The following is a 13577-nucleotide window of genomic DNA, read 5'->3' as shown; positions in this document are numbered from 1 at the left end:
TTCTGAGGAATAATGACGAGGAAATCAGCTTTAAAATAAAATGAGAAACAGATTATTTCAGCATTTGAAAGATTTATGCTATGCTTGTAGGAGAAAATGAAAGGGGTAACAAATGTATTTAGGTGATTTGATGGAAAAAGCCGAATCTGGTCAATTTTTAGTCCTTTCCTTTTTATTACAAGATTCGCAGACAACAGTCAAGGAAGCCATGGAAGAAACAGGTTTTTCAAAGGCGACCTTAACCAAGTATATCTCTCTAATTAACGAAAATGCTTTAGAAAGAGGGTTAGAGCTGACCATCCACTTGGATGATGAAAGCCTGCGTCTGTCTGTCGGTACTGCCACAAAGGGGAGAGAGATTCGGAGCTTATTTCTAGACAATGCCATTAAGTACCAAATTTTGGTTTACCTTCTCTATCACCAACAGTTCCTAGCCCATCAATTGGCTCAAGAATTAATGATTAGCGAGGCCACGCTTGGTCGCCATTTGTCTAGCTTGAATCATATTTTGTCAGAGTTTGACTTATCCATCCAAAATGGTCGTTGGCGAGGTCCAGAGCATCAGATTCGTTACTTTTATTTCTGCCTTTTCCGCAAGGTCTGGTCCAGTCAGGAGTGGGAAGGTCACATGCAGAAAGCTGAGAGAAAGCAGGATATTGCTACTCTAGAAGAAATCTGCGGTGCCAGCTTGTCTTCGGGTCAGAAATTAGACTTGGTTCTCTGGACTCATATCAGTCAACAGCGCCTTCGGGTTAACGCCTGTCAATTTCATGTTATAGAAGAAAAAATGCGAGGGTATTTTGACAATATTTTCTACCTTCGTTTACTTGGCAAGGCTTCTTCTTTTTTTGGTGGCCAGCACATTCCTCTAGGAACTGAAGATGGGGAGATGATGATATTCTTTTCATTTCTCCTTTCTCATCGTATTCTTCCTCTTCATACTATGGAGTATATTCTTGGTTTTGGAGGGCAATTAGCCGATTTGCTGACACAAATGATCCAGGAAATGAAGAAGGAGGAGTTGCTGGGGGACTACACAGAGGACCATGTCACCTATGAACTCAGTCAGCTTTGTGGTCAAGTTTATCTCTACAAGGGCTATATCTTGCAAGATCGATACAAGTATCAGATAGAGCATCGCCACCCTTATTTGCTGATGGAGCATGACTTTCGAGATATTGCTCAGAAAATTTTCGCCTCCTTGCCAGCCTTTCATCAGGGGACGGATCTGGATAAAAAAATCCTTTGGGAATGGCTTCAGTTGTTGGAGTATATGGCAGAAAATACAGGCAAACATCTGAGAATAGGGCTAGATCTAACAGCAGGCTTCCTTGTCTTTTCGAGAATGTCGGCCCTTTTAAAACGATATTTGGAGTACAACCGCTTCATTACCATCGAAGCCTATGACCGTACTCGTCATTATGACTTGCTGGTTACCAATAACCCCATTCATAAGAAAGAACAAACACCTATCTACTATTTGAAAAATGATTTGGACATCGAAGATTTAGCTACGATTCGTCAGATGCTATTTGCCTAAAAAACCTGAATTTTCAGGTCTTTTTTGTGAAATTCGCACAATCTCCTCACTTTTTTTTAAAATTTTAAAAAAATTGATAGACAGGAAAGCGCTTTATTTTGTATACTAGTTACTGTAAAGAGGAACCCCTCAAGATTTTATCAGGAGGACAGCACATGTCACAAGAAAAATACATTATGGCTATTGACCAAGGAACTACCAGTTCTCGTGCCATCATTTTTAACAAAAAAGGCGAGAAGGTCAGCTCTAGCCAAAAAGAATTCACTCAAATTTTCCCTCAAGCAGGTTGGGTAGAGCACAATGCCAATGAAATTTGGAACTCTGTTCAGTCAGTTATTGCGGGTGCTTTCATCGAAAGTGGTGTGAAACCAAGTCAAATCGAGGCAATCGGGATTACCAACCAGCGTGAAACAACTGTCGTCTGGGATAAGAAAACAGGGCTCCCTATCTACAATGCTATCGTTTGGCAATCACGCCAAACTGCTCCTCTGGCTGAACAACTAAAAAGCCAAGGTTATGTGGAAAAATTCCATGAGAAGACTGGTTTGATCATCGATGCTTACTTCTCAGCGACTAAGGTTCGTTGGATTTTGGACCATGTAGAAGGTGCTCAAGAGCGAGCAGAAAAGGGGGAATTGCTCTTTGGTACCATTGATACTTGGCTGGTTTGGAAATTGACTGACGGCGCAGCTCACGTGACCGACTACTCAAACGCAGCCCGTACCATGCTCTATAACATCAAGGATCTTAAATGGGATGATGAGATTTTGGAAATCCTCAATATTCCTAAGGTTATGCTTCCAGAAGTTCGTTCTAACTCTGAAATCTATGGCAAGACAGCTCCATTCCATTTCTACGGTGGAGAAGTGCCAATCTCTGGTATGGCAGGTGACCAACAAGCAGCCCTCTTTGGTCAGTTGGCTTTTGATCCTGGTATGGTTAAAAATACCTACGGAACTGGTTCCTTCATCATCATGAACACTGGTGAAGAAATGCAGTTGTCTGAAAACAACCTTTTGACAACGATTGGTTATGGTATTAACGGCAAGGTTTACTATGCTTTGGAAGGTTCTATCTTCATCGCAGGAAGTGCCATTCAATGGCTTCGTGACGGTCTTCGCATGGTGGAAAACTCACCAGAGTCTGAAAAATATGCTCTTAATTCTCACAATAATGACGAAGTCTATGTCGTACCTGCCTTTACAGGTCTAGGGGCACCATACTGGAACCAAAACGCTCGAGGATCTGTCTTTGGCTTGACTCGTGGAACAACTAAAGAAGACTTTATCAAGGCGACTTTGCAATCTATCGCTTATCAAGTACGTGACATCATCGACACCATGCAAGTGGATGCTCAGACAGCTATCCAAGTCTTGAAGGTAGATGGTGGTGCAGCCATGAACAACTTCCTCATGCAGTTCCAAGCTGACATCTTGGGAATTGATATCGCACGCGCTAAAAACTTGGAAACAACTGCCCTAGGGGCAGCCTTCCTGGCAGGATTGTCAGTAGGCTACTGGAAGGACTTGGATGAGTTGAAACTCTTGAACGAGACAGGAGAACTTTTCGAACCATCGATGAACGAATCTCGTAAGGAACAACTCTATAAGGGCTGGAAGAAGGCTGTGAAAGCAACTCAAGTCTTTGCGGAAGTAGATGACTAATATTGGAAGAATAAAGTGACTCAGATAGAAAGTGTGTAAATATGGAATTTTCAAAGAAAACACGTGAATTATCAATTAAAAAAATGCAGGAACGCACCTTGGATCTCTTGGTTATTGGTGGCGGGATTACAGGAGCTGGTGTAGCTTTGCAGGCAGCAGCCAGTGGTCTTGACACTGGTTTGATTGAAATGCAGGACTTCGCAGAAGGAACATCTAGCCGTTCAACAAAATTGGTCCACGGAGGTCTACGTTATCTCAAACAATTCGACGTGGAAGTGGTATCAGATACAGTTTCTGAGCGTGCGGTGGTTCAACAAGTCGCTCCACATATTCCAAAACCAGATCCAATGCTCTTGCCAGTTTACGACGAGGATGGAGCAACATTTAGCCTTTTCCGTCTCAAAGTAGCCATGGACTTGTACGACCTATTGGCAGGGGTTAACAATACGCCTGCTGCAAACAAGGTTTTGAGCAAAGAAGAAGTCTTGGAACGCCAGCCAAACTTGAAGAAAGAAGGTTTGGTAGGAGGTGGAGTTTATCTTGACTTCCGTAACAACGATGCGCGTCTCGTGATCGAAAACATCAAACGTGCCAACCAAGATGGTGCCCTCATTGCCAACCACGTGAAGGCAGAAGGCTTCCTCTTTGACGAAAGTGGTAAGATTGCAGGTGTCGTAGCTCGTGATTTGTTGACAGACCAAGTCTTTGAGATCAAGGCTCGTCTGGTTATCAACACGACAGGTCCTTGGAGCGACAAGGTACGCAATCTGTCTAATAAGGGAACGCAATTCTCACAAATGCGTCCAACCAAGGGAGTGCACTTGGTAGTGGATTCAAGTAAGATCAAGGTTTCACAGCCAGTTTACTTTGACACAGGTTTGGGAGATGGCCGTATGGTCTTTGTTCTCCCACGTGAAAACAAGACCTACTTTGGTACAACCGATACGGACTACACAGGTGATTTGGAACATCCAAAAGTGACGCAGGAAGATGTGGATTATCTACTTGGCATTGTCAACAACCGCTTCCCAGAAGCAAAGATCACCGTTGATGATATTGAAAGCAGTTGGGCTGGTCTTCGTCCATTGATCGCAGGCAATAGCGCTTCTGACTATAATGGCGGAAATAACGGGACCATTAGTGACGATAGCTTCAATAGCTTGATTGCGACTGTCGAGGCTTATCTCTCTAAAGAAAAAACACGTGAAGATGTTGAATCTGCTGTCAGCAAGCTTGAAAGCAGCACATCTGAGAAACATTTGGACCCATCTGCAGTTTCACGTGGTTCGAGCTTGGACCGTGATGACAATGGCCTGTTGACCCTTGCTGGTGGTAAAATCACAGACTACCGTAAGATGGCTGAAGGGGCTATGGAGCGCGTGGTTGATATCCTTAAAGCAGAATTTGACCGTAGCTTTAAACTCATCAACTCTAAGACTTACCCTGTTTCAGGCGGAGAATTGAACCCAGCAAATGTGGACTCAGAAATTGAAGCCTTTGCTCAACTTGGAGTGTCACGTGGCTTGGATAGCAAGGAAGCTCATTACCTAGCAAATCTCTACGGTTCAAATGCACCGAAAGTCTTTGCCCTTGCTCACAGCTTGGAACAAGCGCCAGGACTCAGCTTGGCAGATACCTTGTCCCTTCACTATGCAATGCGCAATGAGTTGGCTCTGAGCCCAGTTGACTTCCTCCTTCGCCGTACCAACCACATGCTCTTTATGCGTGATAGTTTGGATAGCATTGTGGAGCCAGTTCTGGATGAAATGGGACGATTCTATGATTGGTCAGAAGAAGAAAAAGCAGCCTACCGTGCGGATGTTGAAGCAGCCCTTGCTAACAACGATCTAGCGGCATTGAAAAATTAAGAAAAACTAGAAGAGAGGGAGACAAGCCTTCCTTGCCTTCTCTCTCCTTCTTTAAAATGGAGACAACGATATGATGAAAGAATTATTTGGTGAATTTTTAGGGACCTTAATCCTGATTCTTTTGGGAAATGGGGTTGTAGCAGGAGTGGTTCTTCCGAAAACGAAGAGCCATAACTCAGGTTGGATCGTCATTACTCTTGGTTGGGGGATTGCAGTTGCAGTGGCAGCCTTTATCTCTGGCAAGTTAAGTCCGGCACATTTGAATCCAGCGGTGACGATTGGGGTTGCTCTTAATGGTGGACTAGCTTGGGCATCTGTGATTCCTTATATCATCGCTCAATTCGCTGGAGCCATGGTGGGGCAAGTCCTTGTCTGGTTACAGTTCAAACCGCATTACCTAGCAGAAGAAAATCCTGGAAATATCCTTGCAACCTTCAGTACAGGTCCAGCTATCAAAGACACTACTTCCAATCTAATCAGTGAAATCCTTGGCACCTTTGTTTTGCTATTGACCATCTTTGCACTTGGTCTTTATGACCTTCAAGCAGGACTTGGTACTTTTGCCGTTGGTACCTTGATTGCAGGGATTGGTTTGTCTCTCGGTGGAACTACAGGCTCCGCTCTCAACCCAGCTCGTGACCTAGGACCTCGTATCATGCACAGCCTCCTTCCTATTCCTAACAAAGGAGATGGTGACTGGGGTTACGCTTGGATTCCTGTTGTAGGACCTGTTATTGGTGCAGCCCTAGCAGTTCTCGTATTTTCACTTTTCTAAGATAATAAAGCCCAAATATTTATATCTCAATAAACATAACTTACCAAAAAACGACCAAAATAAGGAGCGCTGCCTCACTTCATTTTGGTCGTTTTGATTTTTTTAAGTTTATATACTGGTGTTAATTATTATTTCAGCTAAAAAACAGAGTACTTCACTAGTTCATTCATCAATCTTTTAGGTCTTGAATTATATTTGTTGTGTAAATAATTTTGTCTTGTTATTGGGGTTTAGTGGTAAGGATCATTTGTTTTTGTTATTTTAGGAAATTGGATGATAGAGGTATATAGTTTTTAAATTATGATATAATGAATAAAGTTAATTATCCTTGATAATATGATAGGGACTAATCCTAAAATGACAAATCAGGAGATGAGAAAAAGAGAAAAGGAGTCCATCTGGTATGAATTATTTTGAGGGGAATGAGTTTTTCCTTCTATTGTTTGTGGTTTTACTGATTGGCTTTGTTTTAAACTATTTTGGCAAGCGTAAGGATTATTATATTTTAAGTCTGTCAATTTTATTTGCAGGAGCCATCTATGGTAAGAGTAAATCCATGGTTGTTTATCTATTGGCTTTCATCATCTACCAATATGTCCTAGTTTTCATAGCACAAAGAATGGATTCAAAACGGTTAAAACCTCTAGTTATGTTATCCATTTTACCTTTAGTGGTCAATAAAGTCTTTGCCATAACCCAGCTACATTTGTTGGCTTTTATTGGGATTTCCTACATGTCCTTTAAGACCATTCAGATCATGCTAGAAATATCGGATGGTTTAATCAAAGAAAAAATCAGTGTAAAAGATTATCTGCAGTTTCTACTCTTTTTCCCTACAGTTAGTTCTGGGCCAATCGATCGTAGCAGAAGATTTCTAAAAGAGATCAATGAAGTCATGCCTAGAAAAGACTACCTAGAGTTAGCAGGTGATGGTATTTACCGCATCGTTTTAGGCCTTCTCTACAAGGTTGTTTTATCAACCTATGTTTACCAGATACTACTTGCTCTAAGCAAGACTGGTACAGTTGTCTACTCAATCAAATATATGTACCTGTATACTCTCTATCTGTTCTTTGACTTTGCGGGGTATAGTTTGATGGCTGTTGGAAGCAGTAATGTTTTGGGTATTCAGACACCGATGAATTTCAATAAACCTTTCTTGAGTATTGATATCAAGGATTTCTGGACTAGATGGCACATCACCTTGTCAACATGGTTGAGAGATTTCGTATTTTCAAGAGTTTTGATGCAGGTTATCAGAAAGAAATGGTTTAAGAATAGATTACACAATGCAGCCTATGCCTATATGGTCAATATGTTGGTTATGGGATTTTGGCATGGAATTAGTGTCAGCTACATTGCTTATGGTTTTTACCATGGAATCTTGATGTCTGGATTTGAAATCTATCAAAAGAAAAGCAATTTTTATAAGAAACATAAAAATAAAACTTGGTACAAGCTAATAAGTTGGTTTGTGACCATGAATTTAGTTATGGTTGGCTTCTTTATCTTTTCAGGTGAACCTTATAAGATAATTATGGCAATTCTAAGTAGATAAAGAGATCTGCTAAAACAAGGAGATTGGACAAAACAAGATGATTAAGTTAAAAGCATTTTTACTATCGCTTGTGCTCGTAATTGCGACTCTTGCTCTTTTAAATGTGACATATGTCAAGAAGATTGACGACTATTATAAAGTCAAGGACAATAGTATTCGCTACAGCACTTCTTATGAAAAGTATAAAAGTAGAGATATTCTAACAAATAATATCACTCCCAATACACTAGTTCTAATGGGTTCCTCAGAGTTAGTTGCGACGATAAATGAAGATTACCATCCCAATAAAATTTTTAACTACAATGATTTTAATATTATGCAGATAGGAACCAGTTACTCTCAAAACATCATTCAAGCTACAACCTTGAGCTCGATTGAGGGGGCTATGAGTAAGCGAAAAGTAGCTATCGTAGAGTCTGTTCAATGGTTCGAAAAGGATGGGACTCATCAAGACGCCTTCTTAAACAAGGCCTCTCAGGAACATATTTTTCACATGCTAGATAACGAGAAAATCAGTAAGGAAACGAAAGAAAAACTGATTAATCGCATTATTGAGATTACCAAAGGGAACAAACAACAAAATGATATCTATAAAAAGTATAAAAGCTATTTTATAGAAGGAAAAGGAACAATCATTGATAAAAAACTGTTGGAACTTGACAATGCCGTTTATTCCTTTAAGCTTAAACGAAAATTCTATGAAAATCATGCCAAATCAGACTATCCTGCACTAGGGGATGAAACTCCGGATTATAATTGGGAGCAGATGACAGATCAGTTTGTAGAAGAAGTTAAAAAGAAAACAGATAACAATGATTATGCTGTGGATAATAACTACTACAATACCTACTTGAGAGACCGCTATGCTTCGTTGAAAGATTCTAACAAAGACTTGAGTTACATAGAGTCACCAGAGTATTCAGATATGGAACTCTTCTTGACAGTTGCTAAGGAATTGGGAATTGAAGTTGAAGTCATTATCTTTCCTGTAAATGGTAAATGGAATGATTACACAGGTGTTTCACGAGAAATGCGTGAAGAAACTTACAAAAAAATAGAAAATATTGCCAAAAACCACGGTGCTACGGTGTTAAACTATGGAAATAAAGAGTATGAAGATTACTTTTTATTCGACGTGATGCACGTTGGGGTGAAAGGATGGATGGAAGTTGAAAAAGAACTTTACAAATTTGCAAATGAAACTAACTGACACACATCGTTTACTATTGTGGACCTTGTTTTTCTACACAGTTATTTTAAGCATCGTAATCTACTGTTTTGTGACTGATTTTTCGAACATTCAAGATTTCATCTATAGTGAATTTTAAGATTACATATTATAAAAATCTCTAGATAAAGGGAATTCTACCGATAAAGTGAGACATAAGATAAGGCTCTATAATATTTATAGTGGGGAAGTCCTCTATAGGTAGTATAGAGCCTACTTTGTTGTAGCTCCCAATATAATCTATACTGGGAAACATTAAAGCTATCAGTAGAAGGTATCATATGGAACGATTTAATGATGTTGAAATGTAGTGGAAATGGACGGAAAACAATTGAAAAAATAGTTTATAAAGTGGTATAATAGCAGAAAATAAGTTAGTAAGAAATTGATTTTATTTTAGTTGAAAATTACAGGAATGAAAGGTTTTTCTTGATGAAACAGAGAAATGAACTCTATCTCTTTCTTGGTCGGACAGCCTTGTATTTTATCATTTTCTTGGGCCTGCTTTACTTTTTTAGTTATCTCGGTCAGGTTCAAGGTAGCTTTATCTATAATGAATTTTAACTTAAAGGAGAAACCCTATTGTGTCAAATAAACCAATAGTAGATATGATTGAAACCATTGAGCATTATGCTCAAAAGCAGCCTAATTTTCCGGTCTACAATGTCCTTGGAGAAGAGCATACCTATGGCCAATTGAAGGCTGATTCAGATAGCTTAGCAGCCCATATTGACCAAATGGGACTTCCTGAAAAGTCACCTGTTGTGGTCTTTGGTGGCCAAGAATATGAAATGTTAGCAACCTTTGTGGCCTTGACCAAATCTGGCCATGCCTATATCCCAATTGATAGCCATTCTGCTTTGGAGCGCGTGTCTGCCATTCTTGAAGTAGCAGAACCAAGCTTAATCATCGCTATCAATGAATTTCCATTGGGAAACCCAGCTGCTCCAATCATGCCCTTGGAGCAAGTGCGTGAAGCTTGTGCGGTTCAGCATGCCTATGATTTGCAACATCCGGTCAAAGGGGATGATAACTACTACATAATCTTTACTTCGGGGACGACCGGGAAGCCAAAAGGGGTGCAGATTTCACATGATAACTTGCTCAGCTTCACCAACTGGATGATTACAGACAAGGAGTTTGCAACGCCAGAACGTCCGCAAATGTTGGCGCAACCGCCCTATTCCTTTGACTTGTCTGTCATGTATTGGGCACCAACCTTGGCTCTTGGAGGAACGCTTTTTGCCCTCCCATCAGCCATTACTCAAGACTTCAAACAACTCTTTGCAACTATCTTTTCTCTTCCGATTGCTATCTGGACTTCGACACCATCTTTTGCAGATATGGCCATGCTGTCTGAAGATTTCAATGCTGAAAAGATGCCAGGCATTACCCATTTCTACTTTGATGGGGAAGAGTTAACTGTTAAAACGGCTCAAAAACTGCGTGAACGTTTCCCGAATGCGCGCATCATCAATGCCTATGGACCAACAGAAGCAACCGTTGCTTTGTCGGCGGTTGCTATCACAGATGAGATGTTAGCGACACTTAAACGCTTGCCAATTGGTTATACCAAAGAAGATTCTCCAACCTTCATCATTGATGAGGAAGGAAACAAATTGCCAAATGGAGAGCAAGGAGAAATCATCGTGTCTGGACCGGCTGTTTCAAAAGGTTATATGAATAATCCTGAGAAAACAGCAGAAGCTTTCTTCGAATTTGAAGGTCTGCCAGCCTACCATACAGGAGATGTTGGAACCATGACGGATGAAGGCCTTCTTCTCTACGGTGGACGGATGGATTTCCAAATCAAGTTTAACGGCTACCGTATTGAGCTAGAAGATGTTTCTCAAAACTTGAACAAATCTCAGTACATTGACTCGGCTGTTGCGGTACCGCGCTATAATAAAGATCACAAGGTTCAAAATCTCTTGGCCTATGTTATCTTAAAAGATGGGGTCAAGGAACAATTTGAGCGCGAGATTGATATTACCAAAGCGATCAAGGAAGACTTGGAAGATATTATGATGTCTTATATGATGCCTTCGAAATTCCTCTACCGTGACAGCTTGCCGTTAACTCCAAATGGGAAAATCGACATCAAAGGGTTGATTAGTGAGGTTAACAATAGATGATGGAGCTTCTTAAACAGCTTCCTCATATTGAGCCTTATGGGAATCCGCAGTACTTTTTGTATGTGATTACTGCTATTTTGCCAATCTTTATCGGTCTTTTTTTCAAAAAACGTTTTGGCTGGTATGAAATATTGGTTAGTCTGTTCTTTATAGTCACTATGTTGACGGGAGGCAAGACCAATCAATTGGCTGCCTTGGGTATTTATCTGTGCTGGGAAATATTGCTCCTGCTTTTCTACAAGCACTATCGAAAAAGCAAGGATGGCAACTGGGTATTCTACCTCGTTAGTTTTCTGTCCCTCCTTCCCATCATCTTTGTCAAGGTGCAACCAGCTATTAACGGTACACAGTCTCTGCTGGGATTCGTAGGAATCTCTTATTTGACATTTCGCTCGGTGGGAATCATCATCGAACTTAGAGATGGAGTTATTAAGGATTTGAAAATGTGGGAGTATTTGCGTTTTCTTCTCTTTATGCCGACATTTTCAAGTGGTCCTATTGATCGTTTCAAACGTTTTAATGAAAATTATAAGACGATACCAGAGCACGATGAGTTGCTAGATATGCTAGCCGAGTCCGTTCGGTATATCATGTGGGGGTTTCTGTATAAATTTATCCTAGCTCATATTTTAGGCGAGATTTTATTACCACCGCTAAAGAATTTAGCTCTACAAACAGGCGGCGTCTTTAACTATTATGTAGTGGCCATCATGTACACATTTGGTTTGGAGCTCTTCTTTGACTTTGCAGGTTACTCTATGTTTGCTATAGCTATTTCAAATCTGATGGGGATTCGTAGTCCGATTAACTTCAACAAACCCTTTTTATCAAGGGATTTGAAGGAGTTTTGGAATCGTTGGCACATGAGTTTATCCTTCTGGTTCCGTGACTTTGTCTTTATGCGCATGGTAATGGTGATGACGAGAAAGAAGCTTTTTAAGAATCGAAATGTGACCTCAAGTGTCGCCTATATCCTGAACATGCTCCTTATGGGCTTCTGGCATGGGATAACATGGTTTTATATCGCTTACGGACTCTTTCATGGGATAGGCTTAGTGATGAATGATGCCTGGGTCAGAAAGAAAAAAATGCTCAATAAAGAACGGAAAAAAGCAGGGCGACCACCTTTTCCTGAAAACCGTTGGATTCAGTTGCTTGGCATGGTGATAACCTTCCATGTCGTAATGGTTTCATTCTTAATCTTTTCTGGATTTTTGAATGATTTATGGTTTAAAAAATAAATGGAATTAAAAAATAGAAGGAAATTTAAAAATGGATATCAAATCAGAAGTTATTGAAATTATCGATGAATTATTTATGGAAGATGTTTCTGACATGATGGATGAAGATCTTTTCGACGCAGGTGTCTTGGACAGTATGGGAACAGTTGAATTGATCGTAGAAATCGAAAATCGCTTTGATATACGTGTCCCGGTTACAGAATTTGGCCGTGATGATTGGAATACAGCCAATAAAATCGTGGCAGGGATTACGGAGTTAAAGAATGCTTAAACGCCTGTGGTTAATCTTCGGGCCGATTCTTATTGCAGGTTTATTGGTTCTTCTACTCATTTTTTTCTATCCTAGTAGTAAGAGTCATAATCTAATGGAGGAAAAATACTCTGCAGCCTCAGTAAGTGCAGAAAGTTTCAAAGAGAGAAGTCAAAAAGTGAGAGCTCTCACGGATCCTAATATGCGTTTTATACCCTTTTTGGGTTCGAGTGAATGGATTCGTTTTGATAGCATGCATCCAGGAGTGTTGGCTGAAAAGTATAATCGCTCCTACCGTCCGTATTTTATGGGGCAGGCAGGAGCCGCTTCTCTTAGTCAATATTTTGGGATGCAACAAATCACATCTGAACTTGAAAACAAACAAGCGGTATTTGTAATCTCTCCACAGTGGTTTACAAAAGAGGATCATGACCCGACTATTTTTCAAACTTATTTTAACAATGATCAGTTGACTGCCTTCTTGGAGAATCAATCTGGAGACGTAGCTTCTCAATATGCGGCTAATAGACTCTTAAAGCAAAATCCAAGAGTTCCGATGAAAGGAATTGTTGAGAAGATAGCTAAGAATGAACAGTTGTCAGACTTTGATCAAACGATGGTTAATATCTCTGCCGAGTTCAATGAGAGACAAGCTGCCCTTTTTGGTCAATTCTCTATTCGAGGCCAATTAAAGTATAAAGATCATATTGAAAAATATTTGAGCAGTCTCCCAGATCAGTTTTCGTATGAAGAATTGGAAAATATTGCACGTAAGGATGCAGAGGAAAATACGACCAATAATGATTTGGGGATGGATAACCACTTTTACAATACTCAACTTAAGAAAGATTTAAAAAAGTGGGAAGGGTATCAAAAAAATTACAACTTCCTCCAGTCAAGGGAATACAATGATTTGCAGTTAGTGCTCAATCAATTTGCCAAATCTAAGGTGAATGTACTCTTTGTCTTTCAACCTGTCAATAAAAAATGGATGAATTATACCGGATTAAGTGAGGAAATGTATCAACACTCTGTTGAAAAGATCCGTTACCAGTTGGAAAGTCAAGGTTTTACCAATATTGCTGACTTTTCAAAAAACGGAGGAGATCCATACTTTGTCAAGGATACGATTCATATCGGTTGGTTAGGTTGGTTGGCGTTTGACAAGGTTGTAAATCCTTTTTTGAGCAATCCAACAACAGCACCTAGTTACCAAATGAATGATCGATTCTTTAGCCAGGATTGGGCAAATTACGATGGGAATATTAAAGATTTTCAATAAATAGCAAAAGAGCCCGAACCTTGTTTTGGGCTCTTT

Annotated in this window: 11 protein-coding genes; all 11 read left to right on the top strand. The window is 40.1% G+C overall.

Annotated elements, in window-relative coordinates; genetic code table 11:
* The first annotated feature begins 112 nt into the window (after positions 1 to 112).
* The 11 genes from QM859_RS08710 to dltD (QM859_RS08660) all read left to right on the top strand — a co-directional run bounded on the left by QM859_RS08710 (position 113) and on the right by dltD (QM859_RS08660) (position 13541).
* Positions 113 to 1540: a helix-turn-helix domain-containing protein gene (locus QM859_RS08710; RefSeq protein ID WP_223334765.1), complete on the top strand. Its 1428-nt coding sequence runs from the start codon at positions 113 to 115 to the stop codon at positions 1538 to 1540.
* A 155-nt stretch (positions 1541 to 1695) separates the two neighbouring features.
* Complete coding sequence (glpK, locus tag QM859_RS08705) at positions 1696 to 3204, top strand: glycerol kinase GlpK (RefSeq protein ID WP_247923914.1); 1509 nt, start codon at positions 1696 to 1698, stop codon at positions 3202 to 3204.
* Positions 3205 to 3245: 41 nt separating this feature from the next.
* Positions 3246 to 5072: a type 1 glycerol-3-phosphate oxidase gene (gene glpO, locus QM859_RS08700; RefSeq protein ID WP_414262797.1), complete on the top strand. Its 1827-nt coding sequence runs from the start codon at positions 3246 to 3248 to the stop codon at positions 5070 to 5072.
* A 70-nt stretch (positions 5073 to 5142) separates the two neighbouring features.
* A complete protein-coding gene (locus tag QM859_RS08695) occupies positions 5143 to 5847 on the top strand; it encodes an MIP/aquaporin family protein (protein ID WP_293964555.1) in 705 nt (234 codons plus the stop codon).
* Positions 5848 to 6250: 403 nt separating this feature from the next.
* Positions 6251 to 7405 carry a D-alanyl-lipoteichoic acid biosynthesis protein DltB gene (dltB, locus tag QM859_RS08690; RefSeq protein WP_414262796.1) on the top strand — a complete coding sequence of 385 codons (1155 nt, stop codon included), beginning with the start codon at positions 6251 to 6253 and terminating at the stop codon, positions 7403 to 7405.
* A 37-nt stretch (positions 7406 to 7442) separates the two neighbouring features.
* Positions 7443 to 8615, top strand: coding sequence for a D-alanyl-lipoteichoic acid biosynthesis protein DltD (gene dltD / locus QM859_RS08685; protein ID WP_036757958.1), 1173 nt, complete (start codon positions 7443 to 7445; stop codon positions 8613 to 8615).
* A 450-nt stretch (positions 8616 to 9065) separates the two neighbouring features.
* On the top strand, positions 9066 to 9197 hold the full coding sequence (locus tag QM859_RS08680; RefSeq protein WP_004254020.1) for a teichoic acid D-Ala incorporation-associated protein DltX: 132 nt from the start codon (positions 9066 to 9068) through the stop codon (positions 9195 to 9197).
* Between the two features lie 20 nt (positions 9198 to 9217).
* The gene (gene dltA / locus QM859_RS08675; RefSeq protein ID WP_004254019.1) at positions 9218 to 10768 is read left to right on the top strand and encodes a D-alanine--poly(phosphoribitol) ligase subunit DltA; all 1551 of its coding nucleotides are present in this window, start codon (positions 9218 to 9220) and stop codon (positions 10766 to 10768) included.
* The gene (gene dltB, locus QM859_RS08670; RefSeq protein ID WP_414262795.1) at positions 10765 to 12009 is read left to right on the top strand and encodes a D-alanyl-lipoteichoic acid biosynthesis protein DltB; all 1245 of its coding nucleotides are present in this window, start codon (positions 10765 to 10767) and stop codon (positions 12007 to 12009) included. The genes dltA and dltB (QM859_RS08670) overlap by 4 nt, the downstream gene beginning before the upstream one ends.
* A 31-nt stretch (positions 12010 to 12040) precedes the next feature.
* Positions 12041 to 12280, top strand: a complete 240-nt coding sequence (gene dltC / locus QM859_RS08665; protein WP_000351968.1) for a D-alanine--poly(phosphoribitol) ligase subunit DltC — start codon at positions 12041 to 12043, stop codon at positions 12278 to 12280.
* Positions 12273 to 13541 (top strand): D-alanyl-lipoteichoic acid biosynthesis protein DltD, encoded by a 1269-nt coding sequence (gene dltD / locus QM859_RS08660; RefSeq protein ID WP_070678271.1) that lies wholly within the window; start codon positions 12273 to 12275, stop codon positions 13539 to 13541. The genes dltC and dltD (QM859_RS08660) overlap by 8 nt, the downstream gene beginning before the upstream one ends.
* Positions 13542 to 13577 lie beyond the last annotated feature (36 nt).

Source organism: Streptococcus infantis, assembly GCF_047463175.1.
GTDB lineage: Bacteria > Bacillota > Bacilli > Lactobacillales > Streptococcaceae > Streptococcus > Streptococcus infantis_AC.
This window is presented reverse-complemented; position numbering and strand designations above follow the sequence as displayed.